Source organism: Lacticaseibacillus songhuajiangensis (assembly GCF_003946025.1).
GTDB lineage: Bacteria > Bacillota > Bacilli > Lactobacillales > Lactobacillaceae > Lacticaseibacillus > Lacticaseibacillus songhuajiangensis.
This window is the reverse complement of record NZ_RHNR01000001.1, coordinates 181,467-203,469: the sequence shown is the minus strand read 5'-3', so window position 1 is coordinate 203,469 and position 22,003 is coordinate 181,467. Positions and strand designations below refer to the sequence as shown.

19 protein-coding genes are annotated in these 22,003 nt (G+C 53.9%); 15 read left to right on the top strand and 4 right to left on the bottom strand.

The window, feature by feature from the left end:
- The first annotated feature begins 240 nt into the window (after nt 1-240).
- From EKM97_RS00855 to EKM97_RS00790, 14 genes are all read left to right on the top strand, one after another.
- Nucleotides 241-795, top strand: a complete 555-nt coding sequence (locus EKM97_RS00855) for a PadR family transcriptional regulator (protein ID WP_125570375.1) — start codon at nt 241-243, stop codon at nt 793-795.
- Nucleotides 782-2,365 carry an MFS transporter gene (locus tag EKM97_RS00850; RefSeq protein ID WP_225419179.1) on the top strand — a complete coding sequence of 528 codons (1,584 nt, stop codon included), beginning with the start codon at nt 782-784 and terminating at the stop codon, nt 2,363-2,365. Before EKM97_RS00855 ends, EKM97_RS00850 begins: the two co-directional genes overlap by 14 nt.
- A 229-nt stretch (nt 2,366-2,594) precedes the next feature.
- Nucleotides 2,595-4,619 (top strand): methionine--tRNA ligase, encoded by a 2,025-nt coding sequence (metG, locus tag EKM97_RS00845; protein ID WP_125570374.1) that lies wholly within the window; start codon nt 2,595-2,597, stop codon nt 4,617-4,619.
- Nucleotides 4,620-4,791: 172 nt separating this feature from the next.
- The gene (locus EKM97_RS00840; RefSeq protein ID WP_125570373.1) at nt 4,792-5,574 is read left to right on the top strand and encodes a TatD family hydrolase; all 783 of its coding nucleotides are present in this window, start codon (nt 4,792-4,794) and stop codon (nt 5,572-5,574) included.
- Nucleotides 5,567-6,136, top strand: a complete 570-nt coding sequence (gene rnmV, locus EKM97_RS00835) for a ribonuclease M5 (RefSeq protein ID WP_125570372.1) — start codon at nt 5,567-5,569, stop codon at nt 6,134-6,136. The genes EKM97_RS00840 and rnmV overlap by 8 nt, the downstream gene beginning before the upstream one ends.
- On the top strand, nt 6,126-7,016 hold the full coding sequence (gene rsmA, locus EKM97_RS00830) for a 16S rRNA (adenine(1518)-N(6)/adenine(1519)-N(6))-dimethyltransferase RsmA (RefSeq protein WP_125570371.1): 891 nt from the start codon (nt 6,126-6,128) through the stop codon (nt 7,014-7,016). The genes rnmV and rsmA overlap by 11 nt, the downstream gene beginning before the upstream one ends.
- Before the next feature lie 134 nt (nt 7,017-7,150).
- Nucleotides 7,151-7,402: a Veg family protein gene (locus tag EKM97_RS00825; RefSeq protein ID WP_125570370.1), complete on the top strand. Its 252-nt coding sequence runs from the start codon at nt 7,151-7,153 to the stop codon at nt 7,400-7,402.
- A gap of 581 nt (nt 7,403-7,983) precedes the next feature.
- Nucleotides 7,984-8,832 carry a 4-(cytidine 5'-diphospho)-2-C-methyl-D-erythritol kinase gene (ispE, locus tag EKM97_RS00820; RefSeq protein WP_125570369.1) on the top strand — a complete coding sequence of 283 codons (849 nt, stop codon included), beginning with the start codon at nt 7,984-7,986 and terminating at the stop codon, nt 8,830-8,832.
- A 102-nt stretch (nt 8,833-8,934) separates the two neighbouring features.
- On the top strand, nt 8,935-9,816 hold the full coding sequence (locus EKM97_RS00815; protein ID WP_125570368.1) for a cation diffusion facilitator family transporter: 882 nt from the start codon (nt 8,935-8,937) through the stop codon (nt 9,814-9,816).
- A gap of 288 nt (nt 9,817-10,104) precedes the next feature.
- Nucleotides 10,105-10,953, top strand: coding sequence for a pur operon repressor (gene purR, locus EKM97_RS00810; RefSeq protein WP_125570367.1), 849 nt, complete (start codon nt 10,105-10,107; stop codon nt 10,951-10,953).
- 1 nt (nt 10,954) lies between these two features.
- A complete protein-coding gene (locus EKM97_RS00805) occupies nt 10,955-12,106 on the top strand; it encodes a VanZ family protein (protein WP_125570366.1) in 1,152 nt (383 codons plus the stop codon).
- A 186-nt stretch (nt 12,107-12,292) separates the two neighbouring features.
- The gene (locus tag EKM97_RS00800) at nt 12,293-13,015 is read left to right on the top strand and encodes a LysM peptidoglycan-binding domain-containing protein (RefSeq protein ID WP_164507378.1); all 723 of its coding nucleotides are present in this window, start codon (nt 12,293-12,295) and stop codon (nt 13,013-13,015) included.
- 220 nt (nt 13,016-13,235) lie between these two features.
- A complete protein-coding gene (gene glmU / locus EKM97_RS00795; protein WP_125570364.1) occupies nt 13,236-14,627 on the top strand; it encodes a bifunctional UDP-N-acetylglucosamine diphosphorylase/glucosamine-1-phosphate N-acetyltransferase GlmU in 1,392 nt (463 codons plus the stop codon).
- Between the two features lie 1,064 nt (nt 14,628-15,691).
- Complete coding sequence (locus EKM97_RS00790; RefSeq protein ID WP_125570363.1) at nt 15,692-16,675, top strand: ribose-phosphate diphosphokinase; 984 nt, start codon at nt 15,692-15,694, stop codon at nt 16,673-16,675.
- 124 nt (nt 16,676-16,799) lie between these two features.
- Here the strand turns inward: EKM97_RS00790 and mscL are convergent, their stop codons facing one another.
- On the bottom strand, nt 16,800-17,177 hold the full coding sequence (mscL, locus tag EKM97_RS00785) for a large-conductance mechanosensitive channel protein MscL (RefSeq protein ID WP_125570362.1): 378 nt from the start codon (nt 17,175-17,177) through the stop codon (nt 16,800-16,802).
- 60 nt (nt 17,178-17,237) lie between these two features.
- Nucleotides 17,238-18,299: a YdcF family protein gene (locus EKM97_RS00780; protein WP_225419178.1), complete on the bottom strand. Its 1,062-nt coding sequence runs from the start codon at nt 18,297-18,299 to the stop codon at nt 17,238-17,240.
- Between the two features lie 71 nt (nt 18,300-18,370).
- Between EKM97_RS00780 and EKM97_RS00775 the strand changes: the two genes are divergently transcribed.
- The gene (locus EKM97_RS00775; protein WP_125570361.1) at nt 18,371-18,829 is read left to right on the top strand and encodes an NUDIX hydrolase; all 459 of its coding nucleotides are present in this window, start codon (nt 18,371-18,373) and stop codon (nt 18,827-18,829) included.
- A 59-nt stretch (nt 18,830-18,888) separates the two neighbouring features.
- Here EKM97_RS00775 and EKM97_RS00770 read toward each other — a convergent pair whose 3' ends face one another.
- Together EKM97_RS00770 and EKM97_RS00765 are read right to left on the bottom strand one after the other, a co-directional pair.
- Nucleotides 18,889-19,707, bottom strand: coding sequence for a Cof-type HAD-IIB family hydrolase (locus EKM97_RS00770; RefSeq protein ID WP_125570360.1), 819 nt, complete (start codon nt 19,705-19,707; stop codon nt 18,889-18,891).
- Nucleotides 19,708-19,727: 20 nt separating this feature from the next.
- Complete coding sequence (locus EKM97_RS00765; protein WP_125570359.1) at nt 19,728-21,086, bottom strand: HD domain-containing protein; 1,359 nt, start codon at nt 21,084-21,086, stop codon at nt 19,728-19,730.
- Nucleotides 21,087-22,003: the final 917 nt, after the last annotated feature.

The window sequence follows — 22,003 nt, the reverse complement described above, 5'->3', positions numbered from 1 at the left end:
AGTATTCGCAACGCTCCAAACGTTGCTTTCAGACCGGCCAGATGCGATTTCATGTCCCAAATACCGAGGTGAATAATCCAGGTTAAAAGTGGTAGCTATCCTCCAGACATATTCTGGGGGATTTTTTATTTGCTGCCAGCTTAGGAATAATTTTCAGAAAGCTCTTGACTATATGTCGCAGCGACCTATACTGTAATAGGTCGTTACGACATATGAACGAATTCCGTGGGGGGTAAGTGGATGTACGAATTATTAATTCTTGGTGCGTTAATGGCGCACGAACGCAGTGGTTACAAACTCGGCCTGATTTTGGAAGCGAGCTTGGAACCGCGCCGTAAGATCTCCAACGGTGTCCTCTACCCGATGTTGCATAAGCTCGCTACCGCCGGGTACATCACCCTCCGCGACGAAACGACAACCGGACGCCGTTCGAAGGTTGCCACCATTACGGATGCTGGTCGTGAGCGTGTGCACGAACTGATGCGTGAAGCAATTCCCGAGGATGCCAAGCGTGAGTCGGCTTACCGTTTCAAGTTTCGGGCGATGAGTTATGAACCCGTTGCGGTGCAGCGGCAGATTCTTGAGGAATACCGGGCATTGTGTGAGGAGGACCAAACCGTCTACGGTTATGTCGCCCAACACTTGGAGCAACGCCGGGCTGCTGGCAAACGCGGCGACGATGTGGTGTCGATATTGAGCATGCTGCAATTGCAACTGGCCTTAGCCAAGACCAAATTGCAGTGGGTCGATACGCAGCTGGCTCAGTTGCCAGCTGCAGACGATGTCCAGAACTAGATTAAGAAACGAGGCAATTATTTTGGAAAAATCATACCGCCGGTGGATTGCGCTGATTGCGATGTCACTGGGAACCTTTATGGGGCTGCTCGATGTGACGGTTGTCAACGTGGCACTGCCCACCATGGCCGAGCACTTCAACGAAACCTTCACCAACTTGCAGTGGGTGCTGAACATCTATACTCTAGTGCTTGCCGTCAGCCTGCTCATCCTCTCCAAAATGGGGGACATGTACGGCCGCAAGCGCATCTTCTTGGCCTCCATTGTCATTTTTGTTATCGCGTCTGCAGTTAACGGGATGGCCCCGAACCTACTCATTCTGAATATTGGCCGTGCCGTGCAGGCAATTGGTGGTGCGGGGATGAACTCACTGGCCATGGCGCTAGTGGCGTCCAACTTCAGCGGTCGTCAGCGCGGTCTTGCACTAGGCATTCTGGGTTCCGTCATCGGGATGTCCACCGCTTCAGGGCCGCTGATTGGCGGTTACCTGGTTGGTCAGTTTGGCTGGTCGTCCATCTTCTACGTCAACGTACCAGTAGGGATTATCACCGTGATTCTCACCATCATCTACGTCAAGGAAACACCGAGTTATGGCGCGCACGACCGGATTGATTTTGCGGGTATGCTGCTGTCGGCGGCGACGTTGTTCAGTTTGATCTATGGTCTGATTCAAAAGGAAGGCCACCCGCACTGGAACTGGACCAGCCCGCAAGTTGCCGGCTGGCTTGTCGCTGCAGTGTTGCTGTTTGCGGTGTTCATCTACGTTGAGGCGCACGTCAAAGCGCCAATGGTGAATCTTGAGATGTTCAAGAGTCGCCACTTCATCGGTACCATTGTGGTCGCGTTCACGCTGGGGGTTGCCATCTATTCCTTCAATGCTTTCTTGACGGTACTGATGCAAAATTACATTGGCTACTCCGCGTTCCAGACCGGGGTTCGGCAGCTGACCATTAGTATCTGGTCGCTGCTGCTCGGTCCAATCACCGGACTACTGGGTGCGCGCTTCAGTAAGAAGCGCATGATTAGTCTGAGTTTGTTTGTCGGCGGCATTGGCTTTTTGCTGATGATGAACGCAATGACAGTGAACGTCAGCTTTGGCCAGATGTGGCCGGCAATGATCCTGATGGGGATTACCAACGGGATGGTTAACCCGCTGCTGAACACAGCGGGGATGGAAGGTATGGCCCCACAGGAAATGGGGATGGCTTCCGGCTTGATTAACGTCTTCCGGCAAATTGGGACTACCGTCGGGGTCGTCGGTCTCGGCCTAATTCAGGATCGACACTACGAAAACTACCTGGCCGGCCACATGGGTAGCTTGGCGATGCCAAGTGCCGCCAAGGCGGCAATCCACAAGGCACTGGTTGCGGCCGGTCCATTCTCCGGTCACGAGATTGCCTTCTCAACGCGGATGAGCAAAATGCCTTTTGCTCACGCTTTGCAGCACGTCGTTGTGAGTGCCTACACGGGTTCAATGGCGGCCATTACTCTGACGGCTGCGGTTGTGCTGGTAATTAGTGGGGTGCTCGCGGCGCTCCTCATGCGAGATCAGCCAGCGGCACGCGGGTAAGGTTCTCTAGTGTGAATTCGAGTAAATAATCATTCTGTCAGGCCATTACGATTCCAACTTGGAAACGCGGCCACCAGAGTAACTTTTTTCATTTAGTGCAAACAAAGGCGTATCTCCAAGTGCAGGGGATGCGCCTTTGTTTGCGCGAATGCGCGGAAGCTACCCGCTCTGCGGACGACTCTGTGATATACTCGTACTATCTATGATTGAATATCGGAGGCATCGCTTCATGGCTGAAAAACCTACTTACTACATTACCACACCTATCTACTACCCATCAGGTCGGCTGACCATCGGGAACGCCTACACCACAATCGTTGCGGACGTGCTCGCGCGCTACAAGCGCCAGACTGGTTACGACGTTTTCTTCCTGACAGGGACTGACGAACACGGTCTCAAGATTGAGCAAAAGGCCGAGGAACTCGGCACCAGCCCGCAAGAATACGTTGACGGCATGGTCAAGGGCATCAAGGAACTCTGGAAGACGCTGGAAATCACCAACGATAAGTTCATCCGCACAACCGATGCGCAGCACGTGGCAGCAGTGCAGAAGATTGTTGAAAAGCTGATTGACCAGGGCGATGTTTACCTGGGTGAATACACCGGCTGGTACTCCGTGGAAGATGAAGAATACTTCACCGAAACCCAGCTCGCTGAAGTCTACCGTGATGCGGATGGCAAGGTCATCGGTGGTAAGGCGCCATCAGGTCACGATGTGCAACTGGTGAAGGAAGAAAGCTACTTCTTCAAGATGAGCAAGTACGCTGACCGTCTCCTTAAGTACTACGAAGATCACCCGGACTTTATTCAGCCAGAATCTCGTAAGAACGAAATGATCAACAACTTCATCAAGCCAGGTCTGGAAGACCTCGCCATGAGTCGCACCAGTTTTAACTGGGGTGTACCGATTCCGCGGAACCCGAAGCACGTGGTTTACGTGTGGGTTGATGCGCTGCTCAACTATGTGACCGCACTGGGTTACATGAGTGATGATGACTCCCTGTTTAAGAAGTACTGGCCTGCCGATGTGCATTTTGTGGGTAAGGAAATTGTGCGTTTCCACACAATCTACTGGCCGATCATCTTGATGGCACTCGGTTTGCCGCTGCCTAAGAAGGTTTACGGTCACGGCTGGCTCCTGATGAAGGACGGCAAGATGAGCAAGTCCAAGGGTAACGCGGTTTACCCTGAGACCCTGATTAACCGTTACGGTCTGGATGCGCTGCGTTACTACATGATTCGTGCCATTCCGTTTGGCCGCGATGGTATCTTCACGCCAGAAGACTTCGTGCAGCGGATTAACTACGATCTGGCTAACGACCTCGGGAACCTTTTGAACCGGACTGTGGCCATGGTTAACAAGTACTTTGACGGCAAGGTACCTGCACTGGACGCCGGGCGCACCCAGTTCGATGATGCGCTGGAAGCAACTGCTGCGCAGACGGTTGCCGACTACGCCGCGGACATGGACAACCTGCAGTTCTCCGACGCAATGGACGCCACTTGGCGGCTCGTTGCCCGTGCGAACAAGTACATTGACGAGACCGAACCATGGGCGCTTGCCAAGGATGACGCCAAGAAGGGCGATTTGGCCGCCGTTATGGCCCACCTGGTTGAGAGCTTGCGCGTGATTGCCGTATTGGCGCAGCCAGTGCTGGTAAGTTCCGCCAAGAAGATCTTCGACCAGCTTGGTCTGGACATCACGGCTGAAGACCAGCTGCAACCAGAATTTGGTCACCTGCCAGCAGGTATCCAGGTGGTTGCCAAGGGTACGCCAATCTTCCCTCGTCTGGACATTGACGAAGAAGTAGCTTACATCAAGGGCGAAATGGCCAAGAGCAAGGATAAGAAGCACGAAAACAACAAGCACAAGAACGCTGAGAAGGCGGATAAGGTGGTTGTTGCGGCCGACACCCGGAAGGATGAGATCAGTTTCGATGACTTCGACAAGGTGGAAATCCGCGTTGCCGAAATCAAGGCCGTTGAAAAGGTGAAGGGCTCTTCCAAACTGCTCCAGTTCACGCTGGACGCCGGTGATGAAGGCGACCGTACCATCCTGTCCGGGATGGCAAAATTCCACCCTGACTACGAGAAGCTTGTCGGCAAGAAAGTCATGGCCGTGGTGAACATGAAGCCACGCAAAATGATGGGCATCGCCAGTGAAGGCATGCTGCTTTCGACTGAAGATAGTCAGGGCCACATCAGCCTGACCTTCGTTGACCCAGCACTGGAGAACGGGGCACTGCTCGGTTAATCAAATGTTTCTGCAAAAAGTCCGCATGGCGGGCTTTTTTTGTTACACGCCACTCGCCCATGCTCGCGGAGCCAAGTCGTCCTAATTTCGGAGAAGGTTGGCAGAACACCCCTGTACGCCTTACAATGGTAATAATTATGATTACGACCGGAACATTTGAAAGGAAACCGCCATGCAGATTTTTGATTCCCACACCCATCTGAACGATGAGCCCTACGCAGGGCAGGAAGCCGAATACGTGCAGAACGCGGCTGACTTGGGTGTCACCGAAATGGCCATCGTTGGCTCAGATACGAATCTGAACGCTGGTGCCGTGCGCCTCAGTCAGCAGTTTAAGAACCTCTACGCGATTGTCGGCTGGCACCCGGAATCTGCCAAGGACTACACGCCAACTGCCGAGAAGCTGCTGCTGGAGCAACTGGCGCTGGATAAGACGGTGGCGATGGGCGAAATCGGCCTGGACTACCACTGGGACACTTCCCCGCGTGATGTGCAGCGAACCGTTTTTAAGCGGCAACTTGAACTGGCAGCGGAGCTGAATATCCCCGTGTCCATTCACAGCCGGGATGCCTTCGAAGATACCTACAATATTCTGGCCGCCAGCAAAATTCGCGATTTCGGCGGCATCATGCACAGCTTCACCGGTAATGCCGAGTGGGCGCGCAAGTTCTTGGATTTGGGCATGTACATTTCTTACTCCGGTATTGTCAGTTTCAAGAATGCACCCGAGGAGCACGAATCCGTTCAGGTGATTCCAGAAGACCGCCTGTTGGTCGAGACCGATGCGCCTTACCTGACGCCAGAGCCACACCGCGGCCGGCCCAACCAGCCAGGTTATACCCGTTTTGTGGCTGAGGCTGTTGCTAAGTTCCGCGGCGACTCTCTTGAGCACATCGCGGCGATTACGCACGCTAACGCACACCGTATTTTCCGTCTCGGTGACGATAATGACTAAGTTCAAGCAAATCATCGTGGTCGAAGGGCGCGACGATACCAAACGCTTGCGGGCGCTGGTCGGGGACGTCGATACAATTGAGACGGGTGGCAGTGCCATCAGCGATGCGACCGTGCAAAAGATTGCGCTCGCGCAGAAAACGCGCGGGGTCATTGTGCTGACAGACCCAGATTTTCAGGGCCAGCGCATCCGCAACATCATTCGCCAAGCGGTGCCAGACGCGCAACACGCGTTCTTGCCGCGTGAGCTGGCGGTGCCGAGCAAGGCCGGCGGCTCCTTGGGCGTCGAACACGCAGACGCCCGAGCGCTACTTGATGCTTTAGCCAGCAAGGCAACGCCGACAGAAGACGCGCCGCAACTGATTACGCGCGACGACTTACAACTAGCCGGCTTGCTGGGTGGCCCGGATGCAAAACGTCGGCGCGAACGGCTCGGCGACCTGCTTGGCATTGGCTATGCAAATGGCAAACAGTTACTGCGCCGCCTGCAGGAGTTCCAGGTGCAACCCGCTGCTTTTGTCGCGGCACTCAAAACAATTAACGAGGATAAACATGACGAATAACTTACCACCAATCGCTTCTCCAGCCCGTACGCGAGCCATCATGGAAGAGTTTGGTTTTCGGACTAAGAAGCAGTTTGGCCAGAACTTCCTCACCAACACGGACGTTTTGCGCCGGATTGTTGATGCGGGTGAAGTCACCCCGGATGATGATGTCATCGAAATTGGTCCCGGGATTGGCGCACTGACCGAATTCTTGGCCGCTAGTGCCCACCAAGTGTTGGCATTAGAAATTGACACGAACCTTTTGCCTGTCCTTGCCGAAACGATGGGCCCATATCCCAACGTGACCGTGCTCAACCAGGACGTGCTCCAAGCGGATCTGCCTGCGCTCGTCGCTGAACATTTCGATGGTCAGCACAACATCAAGTTTGTGGCGAACCTGCCGTACTACATTACAACCCCAATTCTGATGCACCTGCTGACGGCGCCAATTGAAATTGCCGGCATCACGGTCATGATGCAAAAGGAAGTGGCAAGCCGTCTGACCGCACAGCCGGGGACCAAGGATTACGGCAGTCTGTCCATTGCGGTGCAGAATGGCATGGATGTCGAGGTCGCCTTTACGGTGAACCGCAACTCCTTTGTACCCGCACCTAACGTGGACTCTGCCATCGTGGTCTTGCACAAACGGCAAGAACCGCGTGCAGCGATTGCTAATCAGGCCGCTTTCACTAAGCTGGTGAAGGGGAGTTTCGCGGCGCGGCGCAAAACACTCTGGAATAACCTGCAGCATCTCTACGGCAAGGAAACCGACGCAAAAGTTAAGATTAAGGCAGCCCTTAACGCCAGTGATTTGGAACCAAGCATACGCGCAGAACGGCTCAGCATCGAAAAATTTGCGGAATTACAAAAAAACTTGCAAAATGAGGGCCTTTTGTGATTCAAAAATAATTCTAAAAAAGCGTTTCCAAATGCATGAGAGTGCCGTTTAACGCTTGTCGCATCTTGACTGTCGTGGTATAATTGCAAAATTTGCTAAATCGTGCTAAAATACCCCCATAAGGGGTGAATTGGATGCCAATTACATTAGCAAGTATTAAGCACCAGCTCGACAGTAAGATTGGTGAGAACATCATGGTAGTTGCCCAGGCAGGCCGTAAGAAAGTCACCCGGCGGCGTGGTGTTCTCCGTGAGACGTTCCCCGCTATCTTTGTGGTCGAACTCGACCAGAACGAAAACAAGTTCGAACGTGTCTCATACAGTTATGCAGACCTTCTGACCAAATCTATCGAAGTTAAATTTGACGACGAAGCCCAGGTTTCTTAATCTGGGAAGATCGCAACAAAATGAATTGAATTGGCGAACCGATTCTCTTCTCTAGAATTAGCATGCCAAGCGCACGCCCAGCTGATGTTGGACGTGCGCTTTTTGCTATAGGCCGTGGCTGGCCGGCATTGGTTCCGCAACCGGCGGCGGACTGGCGGGGACCGCTCCAGACCTCGGGTCTTCCGCTGGCAGATTTGCCGCAAATCCCGGCGTCAAATCTGCGCTCCCGAAAATGGTGTGTGCAGCCGCGTTCCGCGTCTTCAAACACCATTTTTTTCGCCAGTCCATCGCCGTTTGCTCCACCAATGCCGACCAGCCACTCCGTCATGATGCGAACTCTGCCCTTGCCAATTTTTTCTGGACAGTGAATGCGTAGTTAATTTTTATCAGGAGATATTCTGTTCCATTCTGGTAGCAATCTCCGTTAACGGCGCCCTCGCCCGCGGTACCAACTCACCCCAGTTCCAGCGCATGACTCGCGAAACACAACCGAAAAAGACGTGAGACCAGCATTCACAGGTGCATTGCTAGCGGTAAAAAAGTATACTTATAAGTAAAATTACGATGACTGGTGGTTGCTGATGGAAATTACGCAAAAAGCACCGGCCAAGATTAATCTGAGTCTGGATGCACTGTATCGCCACAGCAACGGGGACCATGAGTGGCGGATGGTGATGACCAGTGTGGATTTAGCCGACTACGTACACATTAAGCCGGCGGGGCGCATCACCGTAACGACTGATAGTGGTTTTTTGCCCGAAGATCCACGAAACTTGGCCTACCAGGCGGCGCGCGTGCTGCAGCGAGAATCTGGGGTGCGTGCTGGCGCCAAAATTCATATCGAGAAGAATATTCCGGTGGCTGCTGGACTGGGCGGCGGTTCATCGGATGCTGCCGCCGTCCTCCGCGGACTCAACGAATTGTGGGGACTTGGTTACAGCCGTGAGCGTCTCGCCAAAATCGGCTTGCAGGTCGATTCTGACGTGCCTTATTGCGTATACTCCGAAACTGCGCTCGTCAGTGGGCGCGGGGAGATTGTGCAACCACTGGGACGTCTGCCCCAGTTTTGGGTCGTACTGGCTAAACCGAGTGTTTCGGTATCGACACCGAGCATTTTGCGCGCCTTCGACTACGACGAAAAACACGTTTGCCCAGATACTGCGACTGTTTTGGCTGGCATCAAAGGCCTGGATTTTGACTTGATGGTTTCGGGCATGGCGAATTCGCTCGAAGACGTGACGGCCGTGCGCTATCCGGAAATCAACGCCCTCAAGGCTCGCATGTTGCGCTACGGTGCCGATGTGGCCCAGATGAGCGGTAGTGGACCGACAGTGTTCGGCCTGTGTGCCAAGAAGAGCCGGGCGATGCGCGTATACAATAGTATGAAGGGCTTTTGCAAAGAGGTTTACCTTGTGCATACGCTCACTTGATGGGCTATACTTGAGTACTAGGGTTGCGGCTTGCTACGACCTGATGATAAACGCGCAATCAAGGGCAACCTTGGTTGCAGCTTAGACGAGAGGTAGATTCGAATGCATGAACATAACGCAAATGGGCGCGCGTTCACGCTGGGAATGGTAGTCAACACTGCCTACACCGTGATTGAACTTGTTGTCGGGACACTGATTGGTTCGGTGTCCTTGGTGGCAGACGCGTTGCACAACCTGTCTGACGTTCTCAGCCTGGGGCTCGCTGCGCTGGCGAACTGGCTGACCCATAAAAGTCCTACTGTGCAGCGGACGTATGGCCTGAAGGGTGGGTCCATTCTGGCTGCACTGATTAACGCCTTTATTCTGCTGATTGCAATGGGGGCCATCATTTTTGAAGCCTTTGGGCGCTTTGCCCATCCTGAGCCAGTTTCTGGTGGCACCGTGATGCTGGTTGCGGGGATTGGGATTCTGATTAACGGTGGCACTGCACTACTGTTCATGAAGGGCCGTCATGGCGATTTGAACGTGCGGGGCGCATTCTTACACATGGCCGCTGATGCCGGTGTATCCTTGGCCGTGGTAATTGCCGCACTGATTATGAGCTTTACTGGTTGGAGCTGGCTTGACCCACTGATGTCGATTCTGGTTGCAGTGGTGGTCGTTGTTGCGACCTGGGGGCTGCTCCGTGACGCCGTCAACATGGCGCTTGCCGCGGTGCCGCGTTCAGTGGATGCTAGTGAGGTGGCGGAAGCCATTCGCGATTACCCAACTGTGCGTTCATTTCACGACCTGCACATCTGGGCAATTAGCACGACGGATACCGCACTCACCGTGCATCTGACGCGGACCACGCGGGCGGATAACGACAAATTTTTGGCAGGACTTGCGGAAGAATTACGCAAGAAATGCACAATCAGTCATATCACCATTCAGATCGAGTGCGGGGATTACCCAGAACTCTCCTCGACAGATAATAATTTCTAGCGCTGCTAGTGGCTGGACTTCTGCATGTGAAGTCCGGCTTTTTTGTTTCCACAATTATTGGCGGCACGTAAAATGGTGCTGATTCTGGCAGCTGCACGTGTAGATTTGCCATGTAAGCGTGAACGGTAACGTTCGGAATTAAGGGTGAATGGCGAAAATCGCAATTTTCCGCGAATATTCGGCAAATCTAGTGGAATTTGTTTGCTTAATTCACGGATGATTATGTATAATTGTCAGGTATAATACGCGTTTGAATATATAAATTAAATCCATTAAGGAGTGCTAACTATGAAAACTCGTCGTAGCGATCGTTTGATTGACATGACCCGTTACCTGCTGGAACGGCCGCACACACTCGTGCCGCTGACCTTCTTCTCGCAGCGTTACGAGTCCGCTAAGTCTTCCATCAGTGAGGATTTGGCCATTATTCGCCGGACTTTTGCCCAGCGTCACACTGGTATCTTGGAAACCGTCCCTGGTGCGGCTGGTGGGGTGCGCTACATCCCCGTCATTGCTGAGGCCGAAGCCAAGGATTTCATCCAGAACATGGCCACACGGCTGTCTGATTCCGAACGCCTGTTGCCAGGGGGTTACGTTTACCTGACTGACCTGCTCGGGACACCCGAAATTCTGCGCCAGATTGGCCGCCTCATTGCCACCCAGTACATCGACTCGTCCGTGGACGCCGTCATGACCGTGGCCACGAAGGGGATTCCAATTGCGCAGAGTGTCAGTCAGTACCTGAACGTGCCGTTTGTCATCGTGCGCCGTGATTCCAAAATCACTGAAGGCTCCACGGTGTCCGTTAACTACGTGTCCGGTTCGTCCGATCGCGTTGAGAAGATGGAACTGAGCAAGCGCAGCCTCAAGCCTGGCTCTGGTGTCCTCATTGTCGATGACTTCATGAAGGGCGGCGGCACTGTCAACGGGATGAAGAGTCTCATTGAGGAATTCGACGCTAAGCTCGTCGGTGTGTCCGTCTTCGCCGAAGGTAGTTTCGACGGTGATCGCATGATTGACGACTACACGTCCTTGCTGCAGATGGATCCAGTTGACGCTAAGGCGAAGACCATCAACGCCAAGCCAGGGAATTACCTGGACGTGAACGCAGAACTGCTGAACGGCCTGGAGAACTAAAATGAGCGCCTACCTGATTCCGATTCGCACGGCGATCATTGTTTTCCCTTTTCTGGCACTGCTCATCGCGTTGCCATTTCTGATTGTGCAGTACCGACGCTTTGGTAGTTTCACTTTTGGCCGGGCGTTCGTGCTCTACACCTTCGTGTTCTACATGCTCACAGCCTACTTCATGGTGATTCTGCCCTTGCCGGCGCGCGAGTGGGTGGCCAAGTTGACTACCCAGCGCTACCAGATTATCCCGTTCACCGCGTTGCGTGAGTTTTTGAATACCAGCGGCTTCGTGGCGACCAATCCGCACACCTGGCTCGGCGCGTTGCGTAGTGCGTCCTTCCTGCAGCCGGCATTCAACCTGCTGCTGACACTGCCGTTCGGATTTTACCTGCGTTACTATTTCCAGCGCAACTGGAAACAAGTGCTCCTGATGTCATTCGGGCTCAGCCTGTTCTTCGAATTAACACAGCTGAGCGGTCTGTACTTCATTTACCCGCGTCCATACCGCTTATTCGACGTTGACGATTTGATTGTGAACACCGCCGGCGGCCTACTTGGCTACTACTTAACGCCGCTGCTTCGTCTGGCATTCCCCAACCGGGACAAGATGGACCAGCGCAGTTATGAACGCGGGCAAAAGGTCAGTTGGTTGCGCCGCTGGGTGGCGTGGTTTATCGACTACGCTATCTGCGGTGCGCTGGTGCGCTTCGTGCTCATCCTGCTTTTACATGACGCATTGGGCTTAGCCAATAGTATCACCACACCACTGTCCTACATTGCCATGATTGCCCTGGTTTTCATTTTGCCAAGTTGGGGCGGTGGCGCGACGCTCGGCAAGCGCCTTGTACGGATTAAGGTGCAGCCGGTGGCGGCAGCGGCTGGCAACTGGCGTGTGCCATTGCGTTTTGCCCTGCTGTACTACTTCTGCATCCCAGTTTGGCACTGGTGGTGGCTAGAAGTGAGTCATGTGCTGACGGTCATCTCCGCACGCACGGAATTAAACCTGATCATTGTCGGCATTCTGAGTCTGGGCGTTCTCTTCTTCATGGCGGATGTCCTCTGGACACTCTGGCACCATGATGGGCGCCTGTTCTATGACGATTGGGCCCGCACCATGCAAAGCAGCACGGTGACCCCTAAGCAAAATAATGCGCAATAGCTTTAGCAAGCAGCAGCGCCGACTCCAAGAGGGGACGGCACTGCTGCTTTTTTGCGTAAACTGACACTTTTGTCTAGGTGGAACGTATTTCCCAGGCAATAACTCGCATTTGCGTGTTGGCTTAGTTTTGGTGCGGCCGTATAATAAATTTAAGATGTTGTTGGCGGGTGCATGAGGAGTAGCGAGATGCAGGAACAAAGTAGCGCAGAATACATACGGAAACTAAAAGCAAAAATTGCCGCTTTGCCGCGCAAAGAACGCATTAAGCGGCTTGAACACGAACGCCATAATTCGCCGAACCGGACGGTGGCTAAGCAACTAGACGAAATGCTGAAGGTGGAGCGCGGTGGCTACCGGCGCCGCATCGGCCTCAAGCTGGCAGGTTGGGTCGTCATTTTAGCTGCCATTTTTTACGTGCTGATTGCTTTTGGCCAGCCGCATCCGCAGCGCCAGGCCGCACAGTCTTCTAGTCGCAGTAGTAAGGTGCAAAAGTCTTCCTCAAGCAAGAAGAGCAAGCATAAGGCGAAGAAGCAAAAGCAGTCCAGCTCAAGTAGTAGCAGTTCAGCGGCAACGAGCTCCTCATCCAGCACCGTTGCGGCAAGCAGTAGCAGCGTCGTGAGTTCTTCCAGTAGTGTGGTCAGCAGCAGTTCGGTGCAGAGCAGTAGTGCATCTGTTCAGCGGCAGGCTACCAGCAGCTCACAGCGTAGCCAGACCACGCAACAAACGCAGACAACGCGAACACAGCAGGCAACTAGCACGAGTCAATCGAGCACATATACCATTAAGAATGGGGACAACCTCTACCGCATCGCGGTCAACCACGGTTTGACCTTGAAGCAGCTGCAGGCACTGAATGGCATGAATGACAGCTCAGCGCTGACACCTGGACAAACGATTCGGGTTAAGTAGGCGTGCATTGTTAGACGGAAGTAATCAAGATGGCAGCGCGGGCATTTCGCCGGCGCTGTTTTTGTGTGTGCAAGTTCTGATGTGCCGCCTATACCAATTTTGTTAAATGTTTCTAGCGACCGCGTACGGGTCGCCGTGAAATGCCAAACCGGCGTTGTTTCAGGCGGAACGCTGATATATGATATAAGCATGTATACAAGTTAATGAAGGAGTTAAATCGATGACAACAAGTAAGTTCACCATTATTTTGGCTGCAGGTAAGGGTACCCGGATGAAGAGCAAGCTCTACAAGGTTTTGCACAAAGTTTGCGGGAAGTCCATGGTCGACCACGTGCTCACACAGGTGGAAGCAATGCATCCGGACGAAATCGTGACGGTTGTGGGTCACGGCGCCGAAGCCGTGGAATCCGAGCTCGGCGACCGCAGTAAGTTCGTTGTCCAAGAACAGCAGCTGGGGACCGGCCACGCCGTATTGCAGGCAGAACCGCTGCTTGGCGATAAGGAAGGGATGACCCTCGTCACCATCGGGGATGCGCCGCTGCTGACAGCTGAAACTTTTGACAAGTTGTTTGCTTACCACCGCGATAAGGGTGCGACAGTCACCATTTTGACCGCCCAGGCACCAGACCCAACTGGTTATGGCCGTATTGTTCGCGGCGATCTCGGCACCGTGCAGAAGATTGTGGAACAGAAGGACGCCAGCAGCGAAGAAGCCAAGATTGATGAGATCAACACTGGTGTCTACTGCTTTGATAACAAGGCGCTCTTCTCCGCACTGCACGAAGTTAACAACGACAACGCCCAGGGTGAGTACTACTTGACCGACGTCATCGAAATCCTGAAGGCCCGCGGTGATGTCATTGCGGCATACAAAATGAAGGACTTCGACGAAAGCCAGGGGGTCAACGACCGGCTGGCGCTCGCTTCCGCCACTAAGGTGATGCAAAAGCGGATTAACGAGCAGCACATGCGCGACGGTGTGACCATCATTGACCCAAGCAACACTTACATTGACGTCGATGTCAAAATCGGTAACGACACAATCATTGAACCTGGGGTTATCCTCAAGGGCAAGACGGTCATCGGCAGTGACTGTGTCATTGGCGCCCAGACACGCATCGAAAACAGCACAATTGAAGACGGTGTGCACACACTGTCCTCCACGATTGAAGACAGCATTATGCGTGCCGGTAGCAACATCGGCCCTAACAGCCACTTGCGTCCGCAGAGCGACATCGGCGAAGGTGTCCACATCGGGAACTTCGTTGAAGTCAAGAAGGCAACGCTCGGTGCCGGCACTAAGGTTGGCCATTTGACCTACGTTGGTGACGCAACGCTTGGCAAGAACATCAACGTGGGTTGCGGGGTTGTCTTCGTTAACTACGACGGCGTGAAGAAGTGGCACGCCAATGTCGGCGACAACGCGTTCATCGGCAGCAACTCCAACATCATTGCGCCGGTCGACATCGCGGACCACAGTTTCGTGGCTGCGGGCTCAACCATCACGAAGGATGTGCCTTTCCACGCGATGGGGATTGCGCGTGAACGCCAGACTAACAAGGAAGACTTCTGGGACCGCCTGCCACTGTCCAAGTCTGACGACTGGAAGTAAGCTGTAACACTGTCCGTCAGCGTAAGTGTTGAAACTTTCAATCAAATCATCCGCAAGGATGAAAATAGTGGTTAGACCGAAGGTCGGAACTGGGCCGGATTAGCTTTGCTCCCGGGAAGGGCGTGCGTGGGACCGTTCCAGCCAGCTGCGCTGTCTTCCACTGGCGATTTTGCCGCAAACCCGCCGGCAAAATCCCGCTCCTATCGAAAATGGCGGTGTACATTTCGCACGAAGTTCATGTGCGAAACATACACTGCCATTTTCGTGGTCACGCACACCCTTCCCGTCCGCTGCCGGCAATCCGACCCAGTTCCGACGCGCATTCACATGACTGTGGTTGTGAAAGCTTCAGGTTACGGTGGTGAACGCTTATGCGTGCTCTGGTAGCAAGTCGTTCGACTGAAAAAAGTTGTATATTCTTGACACTTTAACCACGTGGTAATGTGTTGGCCACGGAGGTGTGGGTGTGCTTGGATGAAGCGATTGAGGGCGGAGCGGCGAATGCATTATCGTTTGGAGACACGGCGTGGTTTTAGCCGTGGCTGCACACGATAATGCCGGGAGCGGCGATTTGACACGGGTTTTGGCAAATCGGCCAGTGAAGGACAGGCGCAGCCTGGCCTGAACGGTCCCCGCCGCGTAGCCCTCAATCGCGGAATCCAAGCGCACCCGCGCCGGAGTTGCCAATCACCGCCTTGCGGCGGTATGAAAACTGCTTAAAGTGCAAAGCGCACCCTTGCGGGCGCAGACTTACACTGACGGACAGCGTCAGCCGTTATGTATCCATAAATTTTATGTTCAACTAAAAATGCCTCGCTATCCTCACGAAAGTTCCGAATAAAATGAGAGAATTGCGGGCGAGGGTGCGCTAAACCCGAACTTTCGTATTTGAAAACAAACAGAATTAGAATAAAAAAGGTGTTTTCACAGCTGAAAACGCCTTTATATTGCGATTGGTCTCATGTTCTTTCATGAGACACCAAGCTGTTTCCGGCTTGCTTTTTCCATACATTCCGTTACACTTTAATACGGAAGTAAAATACTATCTAAATATGGAGGCTACCATGTCTGCGCATTACGCCGACCCGAAACTCAAGATTTTTGCCCTGAACTCAAACAAGCCACTCGCCGAGAAAATTGCGGCTGAAGTTGGTGTCGAACTGGGTAAGTCATCTGTTCGTCGCTTCTCCGATGGTGAGATTCAGATTAACATCGAAGAGAGTATTCGTGGGGACGATATCTACTTGATTCAGTCCACCTCAGCGCCCGTCAACGACAACTTGATGGAACTGCTGATCATGATTGATGCACTCAAGCGGGCGTCTGCTCACACAATTAACGTTGTTATTCCTTACTACGGTTACGCACGGCAGGATCGTAAGGCTCGTAGCCGTGAACCAATCACAGCCAAGCTGGTCGCTAACATGCTCGAACGCGCCGGTGCTGACCGCGCCCTCGTGCTTGACCTGCACGCCGCTCAGATTCAGGGCTTCTTCGACATTCCTGTCGATCACCTGATGGGTGCGCCACTGCTGGCTGACTACTTCCTGAGCAACGATTATGTCGGTGCCGACACTGTTGTTGTTTCACCTGACCATGGTGGTGTGACCCGTGCCCGGAAGCTCGCTGAGTTCCTGAAGGCACCTATCGCCATCATCGACAAGCGTCGTCCTCGTCCAAACGTGGCCGAAGTGATGAACATCGTTGGTAACGTTGACGGTAAGCACGCCATCATCATCGATGACATGATTGACACCGCCGGCACGATTACGCTTGCCGCCGCTGCGCTGAAGAATGCGGGCGCTAAGTCCGTGCTCGTTGCTGCAACGCACGCCGTCTTCTCCGGCCCTGCTGTGGAACGTCTGAACAACTCTGTCATTGAACAGGTTGTTGTAACGGACTCCATTCAGCAGCCCGCCGAGCAGAAGCTCGACAAGCTGGTTACCGTTTCCGTGGGCCCACTTATTGGCCGCGCCATCAAGCACATTCACGAAAACCGTCCAGTTTCCCCACTTTTCGAAAACCGTTTCCGCAAGGATGCTGAATAAAAATTTGGCGACGCCACTTGGCGCTTAGCCATCGTTAAACCAAAACGTCCCCGCACAATCCTGAATCAGGACTGTGCGGGGGCGTTTTTGTTGTCGCGCACGCTGTTGTGTGCTAACCGCGCGATTACTTGCTTTGCTGCTTGAGGAGGTCACGAATCTCCGTCAGCAATTCTTGTTCGCTCTGGCCTGCCGGGGCGGCTTCTTCAGGCGCCGGTTTGCGCAGAATTTTGTTAACGGCTTTGACCAACAGGAACACCACGAAGGCCATGATGATGAAGTTAATGACGTCATTCAGGAAGTTCCCAATTGGAAACTTCGCGGACAAAATGGTGAAGCTCAGCTTGCTCAGGTCGGTCTTGCCGATGAACAGGGACAGCAACGGGTTGATGAGATTGGTGGTCAGCGAACCAACCAGTGCGGTGAACGCACCCCCAATGATGACACCAACGGCTAAGTCGAGCATGTTGCCGCGGGTGATAAAGTCGCGGAATTCTTTGAGCATTTTGCGTTTTCCTCCCTTGTGAAAGTTGTCTTTAGAATCATTATACGAGTTTGCCTTGGCCTAATGGAACAGGTTGACGATGCCGCCGATGAAAATAATCAAGGAAGGAATGCTTAGAATTCCCAGGCTGATGGCGTGACGGCGCTTGTTCATCAGGAAGACGGCCGCGAATTCGCGAATGGTGGCATTAGGCAGGAAGTAGAACGCCGTGTGCGCCCCCATGCCGTTGGCATTCAATCCGGCTTCTTTAGCAAACAGTCCGGCGCGGAACAGGTGGTAATTGTTGGTGCAGAACTGCGCCCGGTACTGGCCGTCAGGGACTAAATCGTTGATAATCCGTGCTGAAAATTGCATGTTTTCCAAGGTTGTGCGGCTACGGTCTTCCAGGAGGGTGGCCTCTTCAGGGATGCCGTGGTCGAGTGCGTACTGGCGCATTGCGGCACCCTCACTGAGTTGTTCATCGCCGCCCTGACCGCCAGAGAAGATAATGCGTGGCAGTGGCCGGCCCTTGATGCGCTGTTTCTGGTAGTAGGCGATGGCAACGTCGATGCGCGCACCGAGTAGCCGGGAGACCTTGTGCCCGTCAATCAGACCAGCCCCGAGGACGATCAGAAAATCTTGATTGTGCAACGGTCGGCGCAGGTTATAGGCGACCAATACAGTTAAGAAATTCCACAGGGTGAACAGCAGGTATGCCGTGCCCAGTGCAATCATGCTACTGATGGCCTCGTAGATAAAGGTGGGCAAAAAACGCTGGCCAAACACCCCAAAAACATCCACGATGACGATAGCAACAGCGAGAAGCAGGGTCAACATGTTGGCTAGCGAGTGACTTTCTTTGCGCCAGACGATGATGGCGTTCCAGATTAGCCAGACCAGGTGCAGGGCGAAGAATAGCACAATCAGAATGACGATGACCCCGAACACCGCGAGTGCCGGGTAGATTAACCAATTTTTGCCGGTCGCAATCACCAGGGTGCCGCCGCAGAAGATATCGCACGCGAGCGCAATATTAATGAGCAAACCGTTAATGAGTCGTCGGGGCTCGATGGTGAGGCTGATTCCCGCTGCGAGTGTCGTGATGGCGGCCATGGCCAGCACCACGTATACAAAATCATTCAAAGTGCATGGTTTCCTTTCGCTTGTGATTTAATGGGTTTATAATGATAGCAATATAAGAAGGCGGTGCGATTATGACGAACCCGGTTTTTGGTACTAAGGATCCGAAGTTGCAGTATGAAAAGCGCGTCGGCGTGTATGCGGTCATTCCGGATGCATCTGGCAAGCGGATTCTCACCCTCGCGGCGCCCAACGGGGCCGTGTTCTTGCCTGGCGGCGGTGTTGAGGCCGGCGAAAGCGACGCGCAGACGTTGACACGCGAACTGCTTGAGGAATTCGGTGTCGCCGTCGACATTGACGAGTGCCTGGGCAAGGCAGCGGAGTACTTCTACTCTCACCATCGCGAGACGGATTACTACCACCCGGCGACCTTCTACGCGGCGCATAATTTGCGTGTGGTGGCCAACCCGCTAGAGGATTTCAACGTGCTCATGATGATGCCGGTGTCCGTGGCCCTGGCGCAGCTCAAGCGACCAACCCACCGGTACGCGGTGGGTGAGTGGCTCAAAATGCGTGATCAGGCTAATCGCTAAACTAAACAAGCAAGCGCGTTCTGCCGCAATTACGGCAGAACGCGTTTTTGTTGACCACGCTATTGTTGCGCGTCGAGGACGTACTGGCGCAGAGCGACCGCAACCCCATCATCCTTATTGCTGGCGGTAACGCCGGTCGCGATGGCCTTGAGTTCATCTTTGGCGTTGCCCATGGCGATGCCGGTGCCGGCAAAGTCGAACATGGACACGTCGTTGTGCGAATCGCCCATCGCCATCACTTCGTCTGCTTGCAGGCCCAGCTTAGTCGCCAGTTCGCGCAGGGCGTTGCCCTTGCTGGCGTGCTTGCTGACAAACTCGAGCAGGAAGTCCTCGCTGCGGTTGGCGTAGAAATCAGTCTGCAGCTTTGGGTCTAGTTGCGGCATGGCCTTGTCCAGCAGCGGTTTGTCGGCGAAAAACATGATTTTGGAAAACTCAATGTCGCGGGCGATTTGCTGCGGGCCGGCGAACTTGACTGCCATGTTGGTGTCGACGGCTTCGAACAGCTCACGGTGGGTGAGCAGCGGCGCGTCAGTGTACATGGCACTCTGGTCTTCGGCAATCATGGTCAGCCCAAACTTGGCTGCTTGCGCGTACAGGCGCAGGTAGTCTGCGTAACTCAAGCTATGCTCAATGAGTACCTTTTGGCTCGCCGTTGTTTGCACGAGCGCGCCGTTGTAGGGGATGGCGTAGTCGTCATCGCTCACTAGGTTCAGCTCGGGCAGGAAGTTCATTACGCCGGGCAGAGGCCTGCCCGTTGCCAATACGACGCGCACCCCCCGCGCGCGCACCTGGCGGATAGTCTCCGCAACAGCGGGGCCGAGTTCTTGCCGCTCGTTGAGCAGGGTGCCATCCATGTCTAAAGCAACCAACTTAATCATTTTGCTGCCTCCAAAATTCTTTAGTCTTGCCCGTAGATAGCCGGGTCAATCACGTGCCCGCTGGATAAGTAGCGCTGGAACTGGCCGTATACCGGCTTGTAGTCCGGGCTGTCCGCTGGTGTCAGCATGGCTTTCGGGAAGTAGAAACGTTCGTCACCAGTGACCTTACCGGTAATGGCACCAACCAGGGGACTGAGCGTGGAGAGCTCTTCCAGTGTGTTGTCGTCCTCCATGATTTCGATCTGGGTCTTCGGACTGGCGCTGGTCGGATCGTACTGGTCGTAAGGCAGATCAAAACTAGAGTTCCGGGCGGAATAGTAGTGGCTGTCAAAGCCGGCCTCATCAACGAGTGCCGCCATTTCTGGCAGCAGATGCGCCGTTGCACTGTTAAAGGCTGCCGATTTAAGCGGCTGTCGGTTCAAGAAGCGGGCGGACAGGTCCGCCAGAATTGGGTCAGGGTGCTTTTCCCAGTAGTGGAAGTAGGTAGTCAGCACGCCGTCATCGAGCGCCAAGTAGTCCGGCAAGTCGAACTTACCCTCAAAGAATGGCAGGAGCAGTGTTGGCGTGAACTCAGGTGCGAAGGCATCGTCTTCGTAGAGTTCTTTTGCCCGCTGCAAAATGCCCGTTAGCACGACCTCCATCCCGCGGGAAACGGGGTGGAAGTAAATCTGCTGGTACATTTGGAAGCGGCTGACGATGTAGTCCTCAACCGCGTGCATGCCGTTCGGTTCGAACGCAATGCCGCCAGCATAGGGGCGCATCACCCGCAAAATGCGGGTGAGGTCAAACAGCCCGTAGTTGGTGCCTGTGTTGTAGGCATCGCGTAGCAGGTAGTCCATCCGGTCAGCGTCAATCTGACTGCTAATCATTTGAACAACTTGCGGGTTCGGGTAAGAGTGGTCAATGACGCTAGCCACCTTTTCCGGAAAATCAGGTGCCACGGTCCGCAGTACTTTGTTAACGGTGGTGTCGGGACTGGTAAGAATTTGCCGTGTAATGGCTTCATGGTCAGTATTAAAAATATGCTCGAACGTATGAGAATAAGCGCCGTGCCCAATGTCGTGCAACAGAGCCGCGCAGAGCGCGACGAGGCGCTCGGAATCATCCCACAAGCCGTCGCCGGGTGTCTGGCTCGGGTAGTTCTGGGCAAAATTGTCACAGATTTCTTGAGCGACTTCGTAAACACCCAGCGAGTGGGTGAAGCGGGTGTGTTCGGCACCCTGGAAGACGGTGTTGGCCACACCTAGCTGGTGGATGCGGCGCAGGCGCTGCATCTCGGGGCTGTTGATGAGGTCAAGGATGACACGGTAGCGAACGGGAATGTAATTGTGTACAGGATCGCGAAAGACTTTTTCGCGAGGTAAAATTTCAATATTCACGGCTGCAACCTTTCTCCGTCCAGAGGGCGGACTTCTGCAACAAATTTCTATCCTTAATTATAGGATATGTCTCGTAAATTGGGAAACAAAGCAGGCCAGAAGTTATCGCTGTCCGTCAGCGATAGCGTTTCAGTGACGAAGTCACGCTGGGCCTCTTTGGCGTTTTCATGACGCCGTTAGGCGGTGGAGTCGGCAACTCCGGTGGTGGTGCGCTTGGGCTACGCTCCGGGAACTACGTCGGGCGGGGACCGCTTCAGCCCGCTGTCACGGTCTTCCGCTGGCGGAGTTGCCGCAAGAACAGCGTCAACTCCGCGCTCCCGAGATGATTGTGTGAAGCCACGACGGCAAATACGGCCGTCCTGTCTCCAAACAATCATCTTTTCGCCCGACTCCGTTCCCTGCACTTCGCCCAAGCACACCACCACCTCCGTGGCCGACACGTTACTGAGCAGAATACTACAGAGAGAGGCCCATGCTGTGACACTGAAATGCTGAGACCGACGTTCGACTGTACATGGGCCGTGCAATTGGACGATTATGAAATTCCTGTATGCCGCATGGTAAAAGTATTCAAGGTGTTTGATCAACTAGATGAACCGCTCACGATGCCAAAGTTGCTTAATTTCGTGTTCATCTTTGTCTGCCATTCTCGCCACCGAAGCCCGAAACATTCACCACCACAGTCATGTGAATGCGCGTCGGAACTGGGCCGGATTGGCGGCAGCGGACGGGAAGGGTGTGCGTGCCCACGAAAATGGCAGTGTATGTTTCGCACATGAACTTCGTGCGAAATGTACACCGCCATTTTCGTTAGGAGCGCAATTTTGACGCTGGGTTTGCGTCAAAATCGCCAGTGTAAGACAGCGCAGCTGGCTGGAACGGTCCCACGCACACCCTTCCCGGGAGCAAAGCTAATC